Origin of the sequence: Brakhagea slesvicensis (assembly GCF_052161625.1) — a bacterium.
Classification (GTDB): domain Bacteria; phylum Planctomycetota; class Planctomycetia; order Pirellulales; family Pirellulaceae; genus JBKCUI01.
This window is the reverse complement of sequence record NZ_CP197412.1, coordinates 1713258-1733594: the sequence shown is the minus strand read 5'-3', so window position 1 is coordinate 1733594 and position 20337 is coordinate 1713258. Positions and strand designations below refer to the sequence as shown.

General features: G+C 53.8%; 13 protein-coding genes. 9 read left to right on the top strand and 4 right to left on the bottom strand.

From position 1 onward, the window contains the following. Positions 1-54 precede the first annotated feature (54 nt). Together SH467x_RS06730 and SH467x_RS06725 are read left to right on the top strand one after the other, a co-directional pair. Complete coding sequence (locus SH467x_RS06730) at positions 55-1275, top strand: 1-acyl-sn-glycerol-3-phosphate acyltransferase (RefSeq protein ID WP_482370509.1); 1221 nt, start codon at positions 55-57, stop codon at positions 1273-1275. Between the two features lie 13 nt (positions 1276-1288). After that, a complete protein-coding gene (locus tag SH467x_RS06725) occupies positions 1289-2434 on the top strand; it encodes an acyltransferase family protein (protein ID WP_482370508.1) in 1146 nt (381 codons plus the stop codon). A 36-nt stretch (positions 2435-2470) separates the two neighbouring features. On the opposite strand, the gene SH467x_RS06720 is transcribed toward SH467x_RS06725, so the two are convergent. Further along, positions 2471-3409, bottom strand: coding sequence for a putative 2-dehydropantoate 2-reductase (locus tag SH467x_RS06720; RefSeq protein ID WP_482370507.1), 939 nt, complete (start codon positions 3407-3409; stop codon positions 2471-2473). A 13-nt stretch (positions 3410-3422) separates the two neighbouring features. Next, on the bottom strand, positions 3423-4658 hold the full coding sequence (gene dprA, locus SH467x_RS06715) for a DNA-processing protein DprA (RefSeq protein WP_482370506.1): 1236 nt from the start codon (positions 4656-4658) through the stop codon (positions 3423-3425). Between the two features lie 323 nt (positions 4659-4981). Here dprA and SH467x_RS06710 point away from each other — a divergent pair, with 323 nt between their 5' ends. Further along, on the top strand, positions 4982-6091 hold the full coding sequence (locus tag SH467x_RS06710; RefSeq protein ID WP_482368902.1) for a transposase: 1110 nt from the start codon (positions 4982-4984) through the stop codon (positions 6089-6091). Between the two features lie 909 nt (positions 6092-7000). On the opposite strand, the gene SH467x_RS06705 is transcribed toward SH467x_RS06710, so the two are convergent. Next, positions 7001-7774, bottom strand: a complete 774-nt coding sequence (locus SH467x_RS06705) for a ThuA domain-containing protein (protein WP_482370505.1) — start codon at positions 7772-7774, stop codon at positions 7001-7003. A gap of 241 nt (positions 7775-8015) precedes the next feature. Between SH467x_RS06705 and SH467x_RS06700 the strand changes: the two genes are divergently transcribed. The 3 genes from SH467x_RS06700 (at position 8016) to SH467x_RS06690 (ending at position 13337) form a co-directional block, all read left to right on the top strand. After that, positions 8016-8468: a hypothetical protein gene (locus SH467x_RS06700; RefSeq protein WP_482370504.1), complete on the top strand. Its 453-nt coding sequence runs from the start codon at positions 8016-8018 to the stop codon at positions 8466-8468. Positions 8469-8720: 252 nt separating this feature from the next. Next, positions 8721-9905 (top strand): efflux RND transporter periplasmic adaptor subunit, encoded by a 1185-nt coding sequence (locus tag SH467x_RS06695; protein ID WP_482370503.1) that lies wholly within the window; start codon positions 8721-8723, stop codon positions 9903-9905. A 3-nt stretch (positions 9906-9908) separates the two neighbouring features. Beyond that, entirely contained in the window at positions 9909-13337 is a 3429-nt protein-coding gene (locus SH467x_RS06690) for an efflux RND transporter permease subunit (RefSeq protein WP_482370502.1), read from the top strand. 16 nt (positions 13338-13353) lie between these two features. Here the strand turns inward: SH467x_RS06690 and SH467x_RS06685 are convergent, their stop codons facing one another. Then, on the bottom strand, positions 13354-16122 hold the full coding sequence (locus SH467x_RS06685; protein WP_482370501.1) for a PQQ-dependent sugar dehydrogenase: 2769 nt from the start codon (positions 16120-16122) through the stop codon (positions 13354-13356). Positions 16123-16358: 236 nt separating this feature from the next. On the opposite strand from SH467x_RS06685, the gene SH467x_RS06680 reads away from it, so the two are divergent. Genes SH467x_RS06680 through SH467x_RS06670 form a run of 3 tightly spaced genes read left to right on the top strand, consistent with a single transcriptional unit; the run spans position 16359 to position 20331 of the window. Further along, the gene (locus SH467x_RS06680; RefSeq protein ID WP_482370500.1) at positions 16359-17375 is read left to right on the top strand and encodes an AAA family ATPase; all 1017 of its coding nucleotides are present in this window, start codon (positions 16359-16361) and stop codon (positions 17373-17375) included. Positions 17376-17386: 11 nt separating this feature from the next. Next, on the top strand, positions 17387-18295 hold the full coding sequence (locus SH467x_RS06675) for a DUF58 domain-containing protein (RefSeq protein ID WP_482370499.1): 909 nt from the start codon (positions 17387-17389) through the stop codon (positions 18293-18295). After that, positions 18292-20331, top strand: coding sequence for a BatA domain-containing protein (locus SH467x_RS06670; protein WP_482370498.1), 2040 nt, complete (start codon positions 18292-18294; stop codon positions 20329-20331). Before SH467x_RS06675 ends, SH467x_RS06670 begins: the two co-directional genes overlap by 4 nt. Positions 20332-20337: the final 6 nt, after the last annotated feature.

Here is a 20337-nt window from a genome sequence, read left to right as displayed (position 1 = left end):
CTGGTTAAATGCCTGGGTGGTTCCCCGCCTCGTTGCATGAGAAATACGGTTGCGATGCAAGACATCATTATTGAGAAGCCATACCAGTTTGTACCTCCCCACCGAGGGAATTGGCTGCCCTGGTCGATTCTGAAGCTAGGGCTGGTAAAGCGATACCTGCGAAAAGTGGAGGGGGTCGTTTCGGTGCGGCTCCACGGTATCGATCATTTGAAGGAATCAAAACGGCTTGGGCATGGGATTCTGCTCGCTCCGAACCATTGTCGGTACGCGGATCCCTTGGTGATGAGCTATGTCGCGGAGGAAGCGCAAACGCTTTTCTATGCGATGGCGAGTTGGCATTTGTTTGAGCAATCTCGTTTTCAGCGTTGGGCCATTTCGACGATGGGGGCATTCAGCGTTTATCGCGAAGGTCTCGACCGTCAGTCGCTTGATTTGGCCGTGGAGATTTTGTCTGGGACCGAACGGCCGTTGGTAGTCTTTCCTGAGGGAACGGTGTTCCGTACCAATGATCGGTTGCAACCGCTGCTGGATGGTGTTGCATTCATGGCTCGCACAGCTGCCAAAAGGCGATCGAAAGACGGTGGTGGGAAGGTGGTGATTCACCCTGTGGCGATCAAATACGTGTTTCACGGTGACTTGGCGAAAGCGGTTGATCCAACATTGGACGCTTTGGAAAAGCGGTTGACTTGGATCAAACTCAAGGAGACGCCGTTGCTCGCACGGATCCACCGAATGATGAAGGCCATGTTGAGTTTGAAGGAGATCGAGTATCTGGGAAGTTCGCAGACCGGAACGTTTGAAGAGCGACAGCAACGGTTGATCGACCATCTTCTAAGTCCTTTAGAAGTGGAGTGGCTTGGGAGGCCATTTCCGGAAAATGGGCTGATTCCGCGGATTAAATCGCTTCGAATGAAAATCGTCCCGGAGCTTGCGTCAGGAGAGATTACGGAATCCGAGCGAGAACGCCGATGGATTCAGCTGTCGCAAATTTATTTGGCGCAGCAGATCGCCTCGTATCCAGTGGATTACCTCGTTGCCCCGACAATGGACACGCGGATCCTGGAAACGATCGAGCGATTGGAAGAGGACCTCACCGATCGAGCGAACGTTCATGGCCCGCTCGAGGCGATCATCGAGATCGACGAGGCGATTGAGGTTCCGACCGAACGCGTCCCACGGGGTGAGGAAGATCCTGTGATGAAACAACTTCGGGAAAGATTGCAATCCATGCTAGACCGACTCTCCACAGAAGCCAACAGCATCAGCATTTCTTAGTCGCTAGGACGCAATGGTCGAGTCTCTCGAGGAAGACAGCACACGCGAACTGTCCGTGAAATGGAACGAGGGACTGCACCTACCCGAGTTGGATGGGATTCGCGGCTTTGCGATTCTCATCGTTACCTTGTACCGTTACTGCAAGGAAATCGATCCGACGGCGAGCACGGCGTTGGCTTGGATCAAGCGATTGTCACCTGTCGGTGAGAGAGGGGTTGATCTCTTCTTTGTGTTATCGGGTTTTTTAATAACCGGTATCTTGCTCCGCACGCGCGATAGACCTCACTACTTTCGCAACTTCATGGCTCGCCGGGCGCTTCGTATTTTTCCCCTCTATTTCTTGGCATTGGTCCTTTGCCTGTACATCACACCTCTTCTTGGGGGGCCGTCGTCTTTTCAAATTCCTGCAGGGGAGCAGGTCTATTTGTGGACGTACGTTTCCAATCTTCGAATGGCTTGGCTGAACGAGTGGTGTTTTGGGCCACTCGATCATTTTTGGTCGTTGGCGGTCGAAGAACACTTTTACTTGATCTGGCCGGCGATCGTGTTCTGGATCGCACCGAAGCGATTATTCAGGATCTGTCTCGCCTGGGTTGTGTTGGTTCTTGTGGTAAGGACCTTTTTGGCCAGGGACGCGGACTATGGAGTGGCCGTGGATGTCCACACATTTTTTCGGTCCGATGCTTTGTGTCTCGGAGGGATGGCTGCGATAGCCATCCATGCAATCTACCGTGCTCGATGGATGATGACGGCAGCCGCGATGATGGCTCCCTTGCTGTTGGTCATGGGGATCGCAATCGTTTGGACAGGGAAACGGTACTTTGCCATCCCGAATACCCTCATTCCAGTGCTGTTTGTCTGCGTCCTCTACTGGATGATGCATCGATCCAAATTCGACATATGGAATCGTGTCGCCCGCTGGTCACCGTTAAGGGCCCTGGGCAAGTATAGCTATGGGATGTACGTCATTCAGTTGCCATTGGTGACACTGATACCCGCATCGTCCGTACTGCAATTGGTACCGGAAACCGAATCCTTACCCATTTGGTTTTATTCGATGTATGTCTTGATTCTGTTCAGTTTGACGTTTGCTCTCGCGTGGGTCTCGTATCACTGCTTTGAGAAGCACTTTTTAGCGATAAAGAAGCGTTTTGACTAACAGCGATCAGCAACAAACGACCGTTCAGGAGCTCCCTCAGGCATTCACGCGTTTGTCAGCAAGGAAATGAAGTTGGCGATACATCGCCAAGATTAGCGGTGCAGAGACTTGTTTTCTCGCTGCAGCGCGGATCGCGTTACCGTAAATCGCTTCGACTTCAATTGGACGGCCAGCCAGATAATCCAGTCGCATGGAGCTATCGTAGGGAACCATTTCGTCCGTATGTTCCATCATGTAGGCGATGAAATCAGTTTCGATCGAGTGGCCGCATTGGACTGCGGTCTCTCGAACCTCGGACATAATCGATTCGGCTAACGCGCGCGAGTGGGGGTGGCGCATGATTGAATCCGTGCTGGCATTGAGAATGACCGAAAGCCCATTGAAGGGGATGTTCCACATAAGCTTCCGCCAGCGAGCTAGAGAGAGATTCTCCGTGGTGTTGCATTCGATCCCTGTTTGGCGGAACAACTGGCAGATTTGGTTGAGCAACTCCATATTCGGGCCGGATTCGTCGTCATTCATACCGCGGTAGGGGCCCATGAGGATTTTGCCATAATCCAGATGCTTGATGTGACCAGGCCCGACTTTGTTTGAGCACAAGAAACAGCAACCACCGGCGACGCGCCCTTCGCCCGCCACTTCTCGAGCTCTCTGTTCGACATGCAATCCATTCTGAAGAACCAAGACCAATGAGTCCGGATGCATGAGAGGCGGGATGAGTTTCTCAAGGAGGTGATTTTGAGTGCTCTTCAGGGCGATAATGATGCAATCGCACTTGGGCATTTCTTCCGGACTACTGTAGGCGTTGACTTGAGGAATATGAAAGTCCCCCAGTTTGCTATCTACGCGTAAACCATACTCCCGAACAAAGTCGACGTCAGAGTGGAGTAGGAAATGGACTTCCTGACCGATCTTAGCGAGAAGTCCTCCGTAGAATCCTCCCAAAGCTCCGGTTCCGACAATTCCGAATTTCATCTCGATTATCCCACTAGCGCGAAACAGTTCTACCCGAAGGCCGTTTGATCAGACCCTTCATTTGCAAGACGCTCAGTGTACTGAGTACGCGCGATACGGGTAATCCTGAATTGAGAACCACTCTGTCGATGTCGGTGGGGAGAGACTCGATACATTGCAACACTTTTTGCTCGATTTCATTTAGTTGCAGTTCTGCTGGATGCGACACCCTTGTCCCATTCTCCAGCTCTATACCTTCGACGAGAGGGCCAAGATGTTCAAGGACGTCGTCGGCGTCTTGGATGAGAATGGCCCCATCTCGAATGAGACGATTGCAACCGCGGGACATACGCGAGGTGACTGCACCCGGAACTGCGAAGACATCCCGACCTTGCTCCCCTGCGTGCTGGGCTGTGATCAACGAACCCGATCGATCGGCTGCTTCAATGACGATCACACCTAAGCTCAAGCCACTGATGATTCGATTGCGTTGAGGGAAGACACCGGCCTTTGGTTTCGAAAACGGGTGAGTCTCGCTTAGGATGGCACCGTGCGACGTGATTTCGTCCGCGAGCATATCATGTTCGGGTGGATAGACTTCGGTAACACTGCTACCCAATACTCCGATCGTTCTCCCCCCTACTTCTATTGCTGCGCGATGGCATATCGCGTCAATGCCTCGGGCAAGACCGCTGACAATGGTGAGGCCTTGGCGAGCAAGCGACTTGGCAATCCTCTCAGCCATCGTTGCACCGTAACTGGTGCAATGACGTGTTCCGACCATGGCAATGGCCAGCGAGTCGTTCGTTTGAAGCTTACCTCGGACCATGAGAAAGAGGGGAGGGTTTTCCAACTCCAGAAGCATACGAGGAAAAGCGAAATCACCGGGCACGAGAATTTGAACCGAATGCTCGACACAGTGCTGCTGGACACGTTCGAGCAAGTCACTTTGTATGCCATCTCGGATCAGCGCGGAAAGTTTTGGGCCGATTCCATTGACTTTCCCCAGATCTTGGAGTGTTGCGTTCGCGATATCGCGAGCCGAACCGAAGTGATGCACCAAAGCCGCCAGCGTGCGAGGTCCGACCCCGCCAATAAGGGCAAGTCGAAGATAGGGCTCGCGATCTTCTTTCGGAACAAGCCGAATAGGAGGTATCGCAACTTCGAACGGTAGCGCATCGGTGTCGTCGAAGCAAGGACCGTCGGTACCTTGCGGCGCGACCAATTCGTCAGAGTCGAACAAGGATTTCGTGACAAGATCATCGGGCATGATTCTTCCTCGGGGTGTGAAATTTGTAATCGCACTGGCTTAATTGTAATCGAATCACTCCCCCGGCACGTTTCCCCACCCCATGTATATGGGGATCCCGAGACACTCCAATTGTTCCCCCATCCTGGTGAGTGTCCCCAGTACGCGTGAGTGTCCCCAGTTTTTGGTTCCGAAAAATTTCCTGCTGGCACCTCTTCCCCACTCTTGTAGGTGGGATCTCGAGACGCTCCAATAGATCGCTCGCACAGGATCGTGCACGGCAATCCGAATGAATCGCCCCTTGTTTTGCCGATGTTTTCCCTTTCGCCCAAGGAATTCAGATCATGCGCACCGCCCGCGCCGATATCTACCGTCCCGACGAAGTCGCGACCGTCCACACCATCGCCACCATTGTTCGCAAGTACTACTTGCTCGGCGATGATGCTCTGACCCGCAAAGATTACAGCCATCGCTGTCTCTGGATCACCAAGCAAATCGAGGAACAGGCCCAGTACTTTGGCATCGACGTCTTAGGTCATGCCATCATGAGCAATCACTTCCACTCGGTCTTGCGATCCCGCCCCGACATAGTCCAAGAGTGGGACGACACCGAAGTCGCCAGGCGCTGGATGTTGATGTGTCCCAAGAGAAAGAACAAAGACAAGAGTCCGGCGGAGCCGAACCAGAAGGAGCTTGACGCCATCCGCACCAAGCCAGAGAAGGTCAAAGAGATCCGGCTCCGGCTCAGCGATATCTCGTGGTGGATGCGCATCCTTTGCCAGCGGGTGGCCAAGCGAGCCAATATGGAGCTCCAAGAGACCGGTCGGTTCTTCAATGGCCGGTTCAAGTCGATGAGGTTGCTCGATGACGAGGCCATATTAGGCTGCATGAGCTATGTCGATTTGAATCCCATCCGAGCCCAGGTTACCAAGACGCTGGAGGGCTCCCAGCACACGTCGGTAGCCAAGCGGATCGCCGCGCTCACGCAAGTGCTAGGAACAGAGGTTCCGCCACCGGAGGCTTTGCAGGAGGGAGGGTCCCAGCAATCCAGCTCGTCAGGCGAAGATCCAGTCTTGTGGCAGCGTCGGCTGCCCGACGCGTACTTAGCGCCGATCGAGCTGGTGGATGAGAAAGGGAGTGCGGGGAGCAAGCCGAGCAAGACGCAGAAGCGGTGCAGTGACAAGGGAGTGGTTCCCCTATCTTCGATGAGCTACATCCAGCTGTTGGATGCAACCGCCCGGATCATCAAGGAAGGGAAGAAAGGCTTCACACCGGAGGAGGTACCCCCGGTGTTAGAGAGGTTGAACATGGATCCAGCGCGCTGGATCGATTACACGACCCAGTTCAGCCGGATGTTCTCTTTAGCGGCCGGCGGAGTGCGTAGCATGAAGGAAGCCAGGACGCTCGTTACGAAGCGGCAGTATTACTGTCCGCAATACCAAGGTCGTACCTAGCGGCAGGTCATTCAGTCCGCAGGCGGATAGTCGACGCTTCCAGCGACGCAATTTGCCGCTTGCCGTCGACGTTGACCGGAATCAGCATCCCCCAATCCCCCTTCTTCTTGGCATTCCGTGCGGACCTCCCCCCGCACGAGGGTTCTCGCTGCGCGCCACCTGACCAAAAACGGCCCCAAAACCCGTCTTTCGCCCCTCTTCGGCCTCCAATCCCCCAAGCGCCCCTCAAAACCCGCCCCCACCCCCCTCCTCCGGGGGGCCACCCCCACCCCTGGTGTCTGTCCCCAGATTCTGATGAGTGTCCCCAGTGCTTAGGGGGTAGACTTTTGGTGAGTGTCCCCAGTTTTTGACGTCCCCAGTTTTTGACGAAGCAAAAAGAGGGTGGCCGAAAGGGCCAACCAGAAGTCAATGCTCCAAAGACTGACTACCCAGAAATCGGAGGGATCCCGACGCACCCAAACGGCAACTCGTCCACTCCCAGTGGCGGACGCCAGATACCTGTTGCTCGGGGCAAAGATGCACGTGCAACCGTGGCCATCGAACCACCTGAGGAACCGTTGCGGATTGGAACCATCCGATTTTGCCAACCGCAACCCCTCAGGACCTGTCTCCACGAAATACGCCCAGTCCGGAGACAACAATGACTAACCGACTTCCAACAGGCGCAAATTGAGATTCATGGTATCCGTAGGGGACAAACCCCGCACGACTATAAGATAGGTACCATTCGTCGGTCCACCGCCGAAAAAGACGAAAACCAGACCAGATCGAAACGGTACAACAGACAGCGATCGCAATCGATCGCTGAAACGAAAATGGTTTCCGTTGCCGTATTCCATCGGTTGATTCGGCGGAAAACTCCAATCGGAGTCCTTGCTGCAAAACAGCATTTCGAACGGAGTTCAATGGCTATTTTCCGGCGGCCCATCGGATGCCGTTCACGATGGTGGCTAAGAAAACCGGGTCAGAAAAGGTTTCGTTGGAATGACCGTAGGTGGTTCCAAAAACGCGGGCTTCGCCATAGTGATTGGCCCAATAAACAGGATGCTCCTTCCCGTCTCGTTCACTTTTCGAAGTTGCCAGTACTTTTGTTGTAGGCCAGACTTTGTCAATGATGTACAGCTCGTCTTTAGCCGATCGGTATCCGTCCTTCGGAATGTCTTTCATCGTAGGATGATCCGGTGCTGTGACGGTCACGGGGTACTCACTCTGGTGATCGTGTCGGCGGCTGGTGACCCCGAGAAACGCTCGCCAATCGTCAATGTCTGCGGAGCGGTAGGTGTGCATGGCGCAGTGGATCACCAATGCGTTCACTCCCTCTCGATGTGGCTTCGTAATACCACGGATGTACTCTGGGTCATCTGTATCTGCGAAGCACTCGTTATGAATGACAACATCAAATCCCTCGTACCACTTGGGGTTCTTGTAGAAGTCGATCATCGCCTTCGTTCCCTTGCCTCCTTGATTCACGACGGTCCAATTTACGGAAAGCGACTTATCTTTCGCGGCCAACTGCATTGCTTTGGTCTGGAAGTCGTAGTCGTGGCAGCAGCCGCCGGTGATGAGCAACACCTGGATCGGTTTGCTATCAGAACGCTCCGCGGGGGCCTGACCTTGGGCCGACGAAGCGGTTTGGAAGAGGACAAAAACGAGAGCCACAACCGTGGAGATCTTGAAATTCATGAGGAATTCACCGGATTGTTTTGGGGAGGAATCAAAGCTGGTCTGAAGGCCACCGTGCACAAACTGCCCGTTTCGCGGGGAAAACCGAGCCGCCGTGGCAACCTTGGCAGTATAGCCTCCGCAGCGGCTGATTGCCGGGCCTTGCTAACAGGTTGACATCGAATTTGACACCGTACTACAATCAAACCGCGTGACCACACGTGAAAGTTTGTTCTGTCCGATAACGTTGGAGTGAGGAAATATGAAGAACGCACTGTTGGGATTGTTTGCAGCTGTTATTGCGTTTGCTGGTGCTAGCTACGCTTTCGAGAAAGTCGACTTGAAAGATGTGAAGTGCATGATGAACGGCAAGTCGGCCGCAAAGGAAGACAAGAATTCCGAATGGAAAGAAGGCAAAGTTTACTTCTGCTGCGACAACTGCAAGAAGACCTTCGATGGTGACAAGAAGGCCCATGCTGCCAAGGCGAATCACCAGCTGATCGCTACCAAGCAAGTCGAACAAGCCGCTTGCCCTTTCACTGGGGGCAAACTGAACGCGGATCAAAAGGTCGAGTTCAAGGGCGCGACGGTCACCTTCTGCTGTGGCAACTGCAAAGGTAAGGCTGAAAAGATGTCCGATGAAGACAAGGTTGCAAAGCTCTTTGGCGAAGATGCTTACGCAAAGGCTAAGTTCGCAAAGGTTGAAAAGAAGTAATTCGACAATTGATCTAAACTGATCTATGTGCAAAGGGCTCCGACGACTCGGGGCCCTTTTCTTTTGGTGCATGGTGATGATCAAGCTAGGATGGCCGCTCGTTCCGCTTGCTTGATCACCGGTTTTTGCCTCTCGCCCCCCGCCCTTTAGCGTGCGACGCTTGCATTGCTAGGGATTCCTCCTACAACTAGGTGCAGTCGCTTCGAACGCGAAGTGCAGCACCTTCTCTATGTTCTTGTGCCGAGGTCTCTCATGCGCACCCCGAAAGGCAACGCGCTTCCTGCGTTGCTTGCTCTTGTTCTTGTCCCATTACTGGGGTGTGCTCCAACGCAGCCTGTACCGGTTGAAGCTCCGCCTCCTGATGTGACAGTCCAAAAACCGGTCTCGAAGAATGTACAAGAGTCGTACGAATATGTGGGAAGGATGGAATCCCCTGATTTCGTCGAAATTCGCGCTAGGGTGACCGGCTATCTCACCAAGATCTACTTTGACGATGGTCAAGAAGTCGAAAAAGACCAACTGCTATTTGAGATTGATCGCCGTCCCTACGAATATGCGTTACGCAGCGCGGAAGCTAGATTGGAGCAGGCCAATGCTCAGCTCAAACTCGCAGATCTCAACTTAAATCGAAACAGTACGTTGATCCTTACCAACGCGGTTTCGCAGCAAGATCTCGATGAGGCCATTCAGCAGCAAGCGAACGCGGTCGCAGAGATTCGATCCGCAGAAGCCTCGATCGATCAAGCCAAACTCGATCTGGACTTTTGCATGATCAAAGCACCCATCTCAGGACGCATCGGGCAAGCCAATATCGCGGTAGGGAACCTTATTTCGCTGAACCAATTGAATGCGCCTCCCTTGACCACCATCGCCAGTATGGATCCGATTCACGTTTCATTTGATGCGGATGAGCTTGCTGTGCTTCGATTCCGTGAATACCGCCGCCGTCAAGGATTGGATGTCGACTTCAAGAATGTGAAGGAACTCAACCAAAAAGTACTTGTCGCCCTCTCCAACGAAACGGAGTTTCGACACGAAGGACTGCTCGATTTTATCGACAACCAAGTTCGTACCTCGACAGGTACGCTGCTGGTAAGGGCTTCGATCCCCAATGGCGATCGTTACTTCGCTCCTGGATTTTTCGTCAAAGTTCGCATTCCCTTCGGTGACGAGCAGCCTTCTATCTTGGTTCCAGAACGGGCCATCTTAAGCGATCAAAGCCTGCAATATGTTCTGGTGGTTGGTGACGACAACATCGTCAGTCGACACGATGTGGAACTTGGAGTGGCCGAGGATCGCATGCGAGTCGTCCAAAAAGGGATCGACGCAAACGATCGAATCATTGTCAACGGCCTTCAGCGAGCACGTCCTGGCATGAAGGTCAATCCGGTGGAAGAATCTGCTGAAGACTCCGCGACAATCGAGAAGAAGGAGTAGGCGATGTTCGCTCGTTTCTTCGTTGATAGGCCGGTCTTCGCGACGGTCCTGTCCTTGGTGATCGTCTTACTTGGTGGCATTTCGCTCATGCAATTGCCAATTGCACAGTATCCCGAAGTCGCCCCTCCGACGATTCAAGTCAGTGCGACTTATCCCGGTGCAAATGCGCAAGTGGTCGCCGATACCGTGGCTGCCCCGTTGGAACAAGAGATCAATGGTGTGGAGAGAATGCTCTATATGGCCTCTCGATGCACCAATGATGGTATCATGAACTTGGATATCACGTTCGAGCTCGGGACGAACATCGATCAAGCTCAGGTGTTGGTTCAGAACCGTGTCGCTATTGCAGAAGCGAAGCTCCCCGACGAAGTCAAACGACAGGGGGTGGTAACCAAGAAGAAGTCACCCAGCATTCTTCTCGCGGTCAATCTGGTCGCTACCGACGATCGCTATGATCAGTTGTACCTTTCGAACTTTGCAACGATCGAGGTACGCGATGCTTTGATGCGCATCCCCGGAGTGGGGGATGTCGCAATGCTGGGGGCTCGCGATTACGCCATGCGTGTCTGGCTGGACCCCACCAAGCTCGCCATTCGGAACTTGGCCGCCGGCGACGTGCTCCAAGCGCTTCGCGAGCAAAATGTGCAAGTCGCTGCGGGGCGGATAGGTCAGGAGCCGGCCGACCCAGGACAAGAATTTCAATTGGCGATCAATACCAAAGGACGCTTGATCGAACCCGAGCAATTCAACGAGATTATCGTGAAGACTGGCTCCAAAGGTGAACTTGTTCGATTGGGCGATATCGCAAGAACGGAGCTGGGTGCAAAGAATTACGACGTCAGCAGTTCGCTTGACAGCAAACCGAGCGTGACGATGGCGGTATTCCAACTTCCCGGTTCCAACGCACTGGCTACCGCTGATCGCATCCGAGAAGAGATGCGCCGACTCCGAGACGAACGCTTTCAAGAGGGGGTGGAGTATGCCATCGTTTACGACACCACGACCTTTGTCGATGAGTCCGTGAAGGAAGTCTATAAAACCTTGATCGAAGCCTTCGTGCTTGTGTTTGTTGTCGTCTTATTGTTTCTCCAGGATTGGCGGGCCACGTTGATGCCCATGATCGATGTGCCAGTCTCCTTGATCGGAACATTGGCCGTGATGAACTATCTCGGTTTTTCTCTCAATAATCTATCCATGCTCGGATTGGTAGTCGCCATCGGTATTGTCGTTGATGACGCGATCGTGGTCGTGGAGAATATCGAGCGTTGGATGGCCAAAGGATTGCCAGCTCGCGAAGCGACGATCAAAGCGATGGAAGAAATCACGGGGCCGGTCATTGCGATCACGTTGGTATTGAGCTCCGTCTTCCTGCCCACGATCTTTGTCGCGGGCATTCCAGGGCAATTCTTTCAACAGTTTGCACTGACCATCGCTGCCTCGACGATTATTTCAGCGATCAACGCAATGACGATGGCCCCCGCTCGAGCGGTAACGCTCATCAAGCCGCATCACGAGGGGCACGATCGAGAAGCGTTGCCTCGCTGGGGTGTTGGGTTGCTCGGTGCATACTGCGTCTATCGCTTCGTACTGCCTTGGTTGGGACCTTGGATTGGTCTGCCTCCTTCGCACGCGTCCCATGGTGAACATTCAGACGTTGCATATAGTCTGACTCAATGGTGCATCTTTGTGTTTGCAATGATTGCCGGATTCGTCGGGGGATCGATTGCCTTCCCGATCGTCAACAAGTCCCTGCAGCAGTTGTTCCGTGGCTTCAATGGGGTATTCGACTGGCTAACGAATCTCTACGGTAGGGCTGTAGCGGGTGCCATTCGCATGAGCGCCATCATGCTTGTCCTCTACGCCGGTTTGATCGGGCTTACCATTCACGGTTTTCAGGTGGTTCCCAACGGGTTTATTCCACAGCAAGACAAAGGGTACCTTGTTGTGAACGCGCAATTGCCGGATGGAGCGAGTTTGCAGCGGACCACCGAGGTCGCTGATCGAATCAACTCCATTCTTCTCGACACGGAAGGAGTTGGGCATACCGTAAGCATTCCTGGTTATTCAATTCTTACGAGCACCAATGCTTCCAATTCGGTGGGTATGTTCGTAATACTAGATCCCTTCGAAGAAAGAAGTAGCGTCGATGGGCTGTATTCCGAGGAGATCGTGAAGGATCTTCGTGCGAAGTTGCGATCCATCCAAGAAGCGGAAATCGTGGTCATCGGCGCACCTCCCATCGACGGGTTGGCTTCGACCGCCGGGATGAAGATGCAGGTGCAGGACCGCGCTGGAGCAGGTCCGCAGGCCTTGCAAGGTGCCTTGGCTAATCTTACCGAGAGCGCCAAAGTCGAGCCGCGGCTGACGGGCAGCTATTCGAATTTCACTGCCAATGAACCTCAACTCTTCATCGATATCAACCGTGAGAAAGCCAAAGCCGCTAAGGTTGCATTGAACGACGTCTTTAGCACGCTTCAAATCTATCTTGGATCAGCCTATGCGAACGATATCACTCGATTCGGTCGCAATTGGCAGGTTAGTTTGCAGGCCGATTCGTCATTCCGCGCAAAGCCGACCGATATCGGACGTTTGAAAGTGCGGAATAGCGATGGAGAAATGGTTCCTCTCGCGACATTGATCGAAATCCAAAATGTGAGCGGTCCTGGGATTGTCTATCGGTTCAATATGTATCCCACAGCAGACTTCATTTCCAATCCAGCTCCAGGTCAAGGAAGCGGCGATACCATTCAATTGATGGAAGGGATTGCCAAGCGTGAATTGCCGAGCACGATGAGCTTCGAGTGGACAGAGCTTGCCTTTCAGCAAATCCTGGTCGGGAAGGATTTGTTGACGAAACTGGTCTTCCCACTTGCCGTTATTTTCGTCTTTATGGTTCTCGCTGCGCAGTACGAAAGTTGGTCGATGCCGATGGCAATCCTACTTATCGTTCCGATGTGTTTGCTGGCGGCCGTCGCAGGATTATGGATCACCAGCTCGGACAATAATATTTTCACGCAAATCGGGCTTGTTGTCCTCATCGCCTTGGCTGCGAAGAATGCGATTTTGATTGTGGAGTTCGCCAGGCAATTGCAGCAGGAGGGAGCTACCCGGCGCGAGGCCGCTATCGAAGCATGCCGCGTCCGACTGCGTCCCATCTTGATGACTTCTTTCGCTTTTATTCTCGGTGTTGCTCCGCTAGTCGTCGGCCGGGGAGCCGGATTTGAGATGCGCCAATCGCTTGGTATCTCTGTTTTTTCCGGCATGATCGGTGTTACGATCTTCGGTCTAATCTTCACACCGGTTTTTTACGTACTGATCGATTGGCTAGGAACGCTGACCAAGAAGCAGGTTGTTGTCGAACATGGAGCCGAACCGTTGGTGCCGGTTTCGAAACAGCGATGGTGGGAGAAGATTCTCAAGAAGTCTCCGTAACGCTGTTTCAGTAACGCTATTTCACAAAGCGAATCCAATCGATATTCATCAGGCCGGATCGATTGGATTCGTTGACACAGACAAAGTACAAGTCGACATATGGTTCGGGGCTAGTGGACTTTTCCGATGGTTTCTCCATCGCGACTTCATACCACCCGTCCCAATCCCCATTGACTTTCACCTGCATGGTTCCGACGAGCGGGCCATCGGCACCGTTCATGCGGACTTCGATCTTGCCTCCTGCGCCAGCCGAAGTGACATTGGCGACGATGGATTGAAACTGATCCATCGGAACGTGGTTGACTCGAAGGTAAGAGCCATGATTGATCGCCCCGCAAAACTTTCCGTTCCCCGCTTTGTGCGAACCGAGAATCTGCATATCGTGGATCTCGTCTGCTTTCTCTGCTTGTAGGGTTCGCGACCGCAGTTGGATCGATCGGGAGGTTGAGATAGACGGTATCGCTCCCCAGCCCTTGTCGCGATAGGTTGCGTTCAGTTGCAGTTTTCCGTCGAAGTCATTTTTATCCGTGAGCAATTCGACAATATTCGATAGGCCGGAGCGGTATTCGGTGGCGGGATTGGGAACAGCGGCGAAGACCCATTCGACCATTTCACGGATTTCCGATGATGTGAATTGTTCGTGGGGTAGCATAGGTACTTTCCCCCAGACACCGGTCGACCCAATTCGAACCCGTTCGACAGATGCTTCGATGGCACCGGGTTGATCTCGATACTTCTTGGCAACGTCGACAAATGCCGGGCCGATGAGGGGTGTTTCCACGCTGTGGCAATTGAAGCAATCGCTATTCCGCATCCGTTTCAGCCCCGCAGGAACGGACGCTGGGTCTTCCGTGTTTTCGCCGGAAATCATCGTCGCTTGAACGCTCACTCGATTGGGGGCATCCGCGTCGATAAACTCCAAATCCAGCTCTTCCGATTCGTCGGAGTCCGAGGTCCCGTCTTCCAAGTCCTTGACTTTGATTTTGAATGAGACCCGTTCTCCGAGATCGAAGAAGTCTCCATGTTTGGGCCGAACAAACTGGAGCTCAGGAACGGCATTGCCGACTACGAGCGTCAAGGCGGCGGTCCCCCGGCCTCCATGTGGGTCTGTGATTTCCAATTGCACGTTGTAGACACCTCGCTGCGTCGCAGTCCATTGCAGGTTGGGGGTGGTGCCAATTAGTTCACGGTCGATCTGCTCGATGCTCACCGGTGCTGCCGTTCGAGTGTCCTCGGTTCCTTCGGGTGATGCAGGGACTTTCGATACCAGCCAGCGATACCGGAGGTTGTCACCGTCCTTGTCCGACGAACCATCGCTGGAGAATTGGACTTGGAGCGGCTCCTTGCCCGCTAACTTGTCTGCTCGGATTTGCGCGGTGGGGGCGCGATTGCCGCGGTGGTAATCGAGTCGGATTAATTTGGCGTCTGGGTTGCGGCCCCAGGTTTCACCGTACTCGATGACATAGAGAACGCCCCGACTGTCGAATTCCATGTCGATTGGACGAGTGAATCGCATGGACGGAAGAAACGGCTCGATGCTTCGGATGCTGGAATCTTCGTTGAGATGGACCGCTGCAATCCAGTTGCGAGACCATTCGTAGATGAAAAGGGACCGATGGAAGTGTTCTGGAAACTTCGTCGGCGAGTCAAGCGAAGGGGAGAAGTCGTAGGTGGGGCCAGCGCAAGCGGTCCGACCTCCGGAGCCGAGCTCAGGGAACTCTTTGGAAGGACCTCCTGGGTAGTAAATCCAGGCAGGTTGAGCCGGTGGAAGCAAGGAGGAGCCTGTATTGAAGACCGAGCGGTTGATCGGTTTGGCAGGATCAAAAAGCTCACCTGTTTGTTTCGTTTGGTAGTCGTAGGCCGCGTAAGGCTGATTGTTGGCGATGAACAAAGGCCATCCAAAGTATCCCGCAGTCTTCGCTTGATTGACTTCGTCGTATCCGCGGGGCCCTCGATCGTTATCTCCACCCGCATCTGGGCCCACATCACCCCAGTACAAGAATCCCGTTTTCGGATCGATACTGATACGCCATGGGTTCCTGCATCCCATGACATAAATTTCAGGGTGGCCGACGGAACCATCGGCGGGAAAGAGATTCCCCTCCGGAATCTCGTAACCCCCTTCCGCTTTGGGGCGAATGCGAAGGATTTTACCGTTGAAGTTCTTCGTGTTCGACGAGGTTCGCAATGCGTTGAACGCACCCTTCGAATCCCGTTCGTCGATAGGTGCATAACCACCGGAATCACCGAAGGGATTCGTGTTATCCCCTGCGCTGATATAAAGACATCCGTCCGGTCCGAAAGCAAGCGAGCCGGCGTGGTGGCAGCATTCTTGACGTTGTTCTTCATACCGAAGGAGCAGTACTTCGCTTTGCATGTCCAATTTACCATCGACATAGGTAAAGCGACTTACATGTTGACCGCTGAATGAAGGAGGGGAGTATTGCAAATAGATCCAGCCATTGCTTTCAAAATGGGGGTCTAGGGCAAGTCCGATCAATCCGTTTTCCTGCTCTGTCGTCACGTTGATTTTGCCGATTGTCGCCATCGTCCCAGTGTTGGCGTCGAGCCGTTTGATCTCCCCTGCCAGTTCGATCAAGAAGACCGTTCCATCTGGTGTGATCGCTAATTCCATCGGTTGGTTTAGGTTGCCAACCAACTCGGTCTTTTCAAAGCGGTTTGGGTCATAGCTTTCCTCTCCCTTGGACGCCGATTCCAGCGAGGCCAGGGATGTGAGTGCTAGGCAGACGAGAGAAGCGACAGTGCGAGTTCGTGCTCGGCGCATGGGGAGCCTATTGAAGCAGAGTGGCAGGGATGTGGAGGGATTGTGGCGGGTGGCGTAGATGGGAGATTCTATCCTACTTTAGCGGGGGGCGTCGTCTATGGTAACCGGGGAGAATTGGACTACACTGAGGAGCCTGCATTGATTCCCCACCAAGGTCCCCCGCTGTGAACCCGAACGGTGGTCCCAAACGGTGATCCCCCACCGTGATTTAGAGCGCAACGAATTCGAAGGACTCCATGTCGAGCACGAACCCATCTGCCATCGCTACCCTGTCCGATGACGACGTTCATTTCATCGATCGATTGCGAGATTCGTATCGCCGCTTTTCCGGTGAGCTCGGAAAGGTGATCGTCGGCCAAAAGGAGACTATCGAGCAACTGGCGATCTGCATGTTCGCGCGGCGTCACGCGCTGTTGATGGGGGTTCCAGGTCTAGCCAAGACGCTTTTGGTTGGCAAGGTAGCTGAAACGATGTCCCTCGGCTTCAGTCGAATTCAGTTCACGCCTGATTTGATGCCGATGGACATTACCGGCACGGACATCCTTCAGGAGTCGAATGAAGGACGACGTGCATTCCAGTTCATCAAAGGTCCGATCTTCGCGAACATCATTTTAGCGGACGAGATCAACCGAGCTCCGCCGAAGACGCAGGCCGCACTTCTGGAAGCGATGCAGGAGCAGCGGGTCACGGTGCTTGGAAAAACATTTGAGCTCGATTCCCCCTTCATGGTCTTGGCGACTCAGAATCCGGTCGAGCAAGAGGGGACGTATCCGTTGCCTGAAGCGCAGCTGGACCGTTTTATGTTTCTGATCGAGTTGGATTATCCGAACGAGGCCGAGGAAATTCAGATAGCCAGGAGCACGACCGGCGACGACGCGTTGACCTTGAGTCCTGTGATGACCGGCGAAGAGATTATTGGATTCCAGAGGCTCGTTCGAAGAGTTCCCGTTCCCGATCATATTTACGAGTACGCGGCGAAGTTGGTTCGCAAGACTCGTCCTCAGGGAGAGACCGCTCCCTCTTGGATGAAATCCTATGTTAGTTGGGGGGCAGGGCCACGAGCGGTTCAGAATTTGATTTTGGGTGCGAAGAGCCGCGCCGCGTTGCAAGGGAGCTACATGGTTCGGCTTGAGGATCTTCAAGCCATTGCGAAGCCTGTGCTGGTCCATCGCATCATCACAACATTTGCAGCTCAAGCCGAAGGGATCTCTGCCAAACAGATCGTGCAGCGATTGATTGATGAAATGGAGTAAAGGATGATCGCATGCTTCCTGTAACGCGTTCGTTCTTGGATCCTCAGGTATTGTCGCGGCTCTCGGCGCTCCCACTCCTGTCTCGCTTCGCGATGCAAGGAAACATTTCAGGGCGCCATGCGTCACCGCATCGGGGGTCGAGCGTTGAATTTGCGGAGTATCGCAAATACGTTCCGGGTGACGATCTGCGACGTCTGGACTGGCGAGCCTATGGGAGGACCGATCGCTATTATGTGAAGGAGTTCGAGGCGGACACGAATCTGCGATGCTGTTTGGTTGTCGACACGAGCGGCTCGATGGAGTTCGCCTCCAAAGGGAACCCTACCAAGCTCTTTTTTGCGAAGTGTTTGACGGGAACGTTGGCTTACTTGGCGTCGCAGCAGGGAGATGCGGTCGGACTTTCGTGCGTTTCGGAAAAGCTGACACAAAGCATTCCACCGCGACGTTCTCCGGCTCACTTGAAGGTCGTGTTGGATCAATTGGAGCAGTGCAAGGGAGCGGGGGCGACTCGGTTGCCTGCGGTGTTGCATGAGCTGGCGGAAACCTTTCGCCAGCGTGCGTTGGTGGTCGTGGTATCCGATCTTTTCGTCGATACGGCGGAGCTCAAATCGTCGTTCGAACATTTGCGATTTCGCAAACATGATGTTGTGGTATTTCATTTGCTCGATCCCCAAGAAATCGCCTTCGAGTTTCAGCGTCCCGTCCGCTTTTTAGACATGGAGGGAGGGATGCCTCTCTTCACCGATCCGTCGGAACTCGCCGATCGCTACCATCGAGCGCTCGGAGAGTATCTCGAGAGGATGCGGTCCATCGCAATCGAGACGGGGGTCGATTACCATCGCACCATCACCAATGAGCCCTACGATCAAGTCCTCACACGGTGTTTGTTGGGGCGCACCGGCAGCCGAGGTGTGCGATGAGTTTTTTGCAACCCGCTTTGCTCCTCGCGCTGCCTCTGCTGGCTATTCCGATCATCGTCCACTTAATCCACTTGAGGCGTTATCAGTCGGTGCCTTGGGCTGCCATGCAGTTCCTGTTGGTAGCGAGCCGAATGTCGAGTGGATATAGCCGGTTGCGACAGTGGATCGTGTTGGCCTTGAGAGCTCTCGCGATTGCCGCACTTATCTTTTTTATGGCCCGGCCGCTTGCGAGCGGAGTTTCTGGCTGGCTCGCCTCCGATGTCTCGCAGTTGCAAATCCTTGTGCTAGATCGTTCCCCGAGTATGCAGCAGTCGGTTACGGGGCAGGGAGTGACCAAGCTTCAAGCCGTTCTCGAAAACTATGCGAAGTGGAGCAAAACGGTTGGTACGGGTGCGACGGTCGTGTTTACATCAGGGCAAGAAGCCCCGATGGAAATTGCGAACGCAAACGAATTGGTTCGCGATCCGCGATTGCAGGGGAATTCACTCACAACGAATCTTCCGTCCTTGGTCGAGAAAGCCTGTCGGTACATCGATCAAAAAGGGGCTGCGCGCGCCACGATTTGGATTGCATCGGACCGTCGGGAGAGCGATTGGCGCAGCGAGTCCGGCGAGTGGACATCGATGCGTTCTGCCGTCCAAGAAGGAAGTGCAGAGGTACGGTTTCAAGTATTGGAAACGCATTCGGAGTTGTCGAATCTTGCTATCCAACTCGAGGAAGCGAAGCTCATTTCGGGGGATGATGGAAATGAACTATCGCTCAGTTGCCGCGTCGTTGCACCTGAGTTGGAAACCGGTGCAGCGCAGGCGAAGCAGTCGATCCCGCTCGAGATACGGGTCGGTGACGCCAATACGATCGTCAACTTGGATCTGGTTTCGGGAGTAGGAGAGCTCAAAGACTTTCGCATCCCGGTCGATAATGCCCCGGGAAAATCCGTTGGATGGGGGGCGATCCGAATTCCTCCCGACTCCAATGGTGCGGACAACATCGCTTATTTTGCCTTTGAACCTCCCGTACCTCGCAAGACGCTAATCATCAGCGAGGACGTTGCCAAGCTTGAAGCGATTTCGTTGGCCGCTGCCATCTCCCCTGATAGTATGGTGCAGCAATCTGTTCAAACCATTGAGCCCTCTCAAATGGCAACTGCTGTCTGGGATGACGTGGTGTTTATCGTTTGGCATGGACCGCTGCCCCAAGGGGACGAAGGAACGCTAGTAGAACGATTTATCGATCGGGGAGGTCAAGTACTTTTTTTGCCACCCGAGGTCCCTGCGCAACAGAAGTTTCTAGGGTTGCAGTGGTCAGGTTGGGTGCAGGCCGATGTGACGGGAGAAGCGGGCGAGCTAGGGCTCCGCATAGGGCCTTGGCGCAACGACACGGTTCTCCTGGGAAACACACAGAATGGTAGCGCGGTTCCGTTAGGAGATGTCACGGTTTCGAGGTATTGCAAGATGGAAACAACTGCGACGGAGCTTGCTCGGTTGCAGGATGGAGCCAATTGGCTGGTGCGCTTGGACTCAGTGTCTGAGACAAGCTCCGGTGCAGCCTACGCGATGGGGAGCACCACGCTCGCCGGCGATTCCAATTTGGCATCGAATGGCATTGCGTTGTACATCATGGTGCAGCGAATGATTCACGAAGGAGCAGAGAAGTTGGGTCGGCAGCCCAACCGGTTGGTCGATTCGACATCGAGCGCTTGGAGCGATAGCACGGAAATGGTGTTGGGCGACGAGAATGTTCTCTCCAATCGATTTTTTGAGCACGCAGGCGTCTATCGCGTCGACTCAAACCCGTTTGCTCAGAACCGTCGACGGGAGGAAGACCTCCAGGTTAGAATTTCGGATCAAGACCTTGAGAGAATATTCGATGGTCTGGTTTGGTATCGCGTCGATGCCACGCTTGCCGAGACCGGTTTGGTTCAAGAGGTTTGGCGTTGGTTTGCGTGGTTCATGTTGATTGCGTTGTTTGCAGAATCGATCCTCTCTCTACCTGCAAAGCGTGTCCAAGCCATTCGTCGCACCGAAGCTTTTACTTAACGAAAA

What these genes read in the sequence shown, in the direction of transcription:
- SH467x_RS06705 (WP_482370505.1), bottom strand. Translation starts at nt 7,774, where the DNA reads ATGAATTTCAAGATCTCCACGGTTGTGGCTCTCGTTTTTGTCCTCTTC.
- SH467x_RS06720 (WP_482370507.1), bottom strand. Translation starts at nt 3,409, where the DNA reads ATGAAATTCGGAATTGTCGGAACCGGAGCTTTGGGAGGATTCTACGGA.
- SH467x_RS06675 (WP_482370499.1), top strand. Translation starts at nt 17,387, where the DNA reads ATGCTTCCTGTAACGCGTTCGTTCTTGGATCCTCAGGTATTGTCGCGG.
- SH467x_RS06680 (WP_482370500.1), top strand. Translation starts at nt 16,359, where the DNA reads ATGTCGAGCACGAACCCATCTGCCATCGCTACCCTGTCCGATGACGAC.
- SH467x_RS06700 (WP_482370504.1), top strand. Translation starts at nt 8,016, where the DNA reads ATGAAGAACGCACTGTTGGGATTGTTTGCAGCTGTTATTGCGTTTGCT.
- dprA (WP_482370506.1), bottom strand. Translation starts at nt 4,658, where the DNA reads ATGCCCGATGATCTTGTCACGAAATCCTTGTTCGACTCTGACGAATTG.
- SH467x_RS06725 (WP_482370508.1), top strand. Translation starts at nt 1,289, where the DNA reads ATGGTCGAGTCTCTCGAGGAAGACAGCACACGCGAACTGTCCGTGAAA.
- SH467x_RS06695 (WP_482370503.1), top strand. Translation starts at nt 8,721, where the DNA reads ATGCGCACCCCGAAAGGCAACGCGCTTCCTGCGTTGCTTGCTCTTGTT.
- SH467x_RS06730 (WP_482370509.1), top strand. Translation starts at nt 55, where the DNA reads ATGCAAGACATCATTATTGAGAAGCCATACCAGTTTGTACCTCCCCAC.
- SH467x_RS06685 (WP_482370501.1), bottom strand. Translation starts at nt 16,122, where the DNA reads ATGCGCCGAGCACGAACTCGCACTGTCGCTTCTCTCGTCTGCCTAGCA.
- SH467x_RS06710 (WP_482368902.1), top strand. Translation starts at nt 4,982, where the DNA reads ATGCGCACCGCCCGCGCCGATATCTACCGTCCCGACGAAGTCGCGACC.
- SH467x_RS06670 (WP_482370498.1), top strand. Translation starts at nt 18,292, where the DNA reads ATGAGTTTTTTGCAACCCGCTTTGCTCCTCGCGCTGCCTCTGCTGGCT.
- SH467x_RS06690 (WP_482370502.1), top strand. Translation starts at nt 9,909, where the DNA reads ATGTTCGCTCGTTTCTTCGTTGATAGGCCGGTCTTCGCGACGGTCCTG.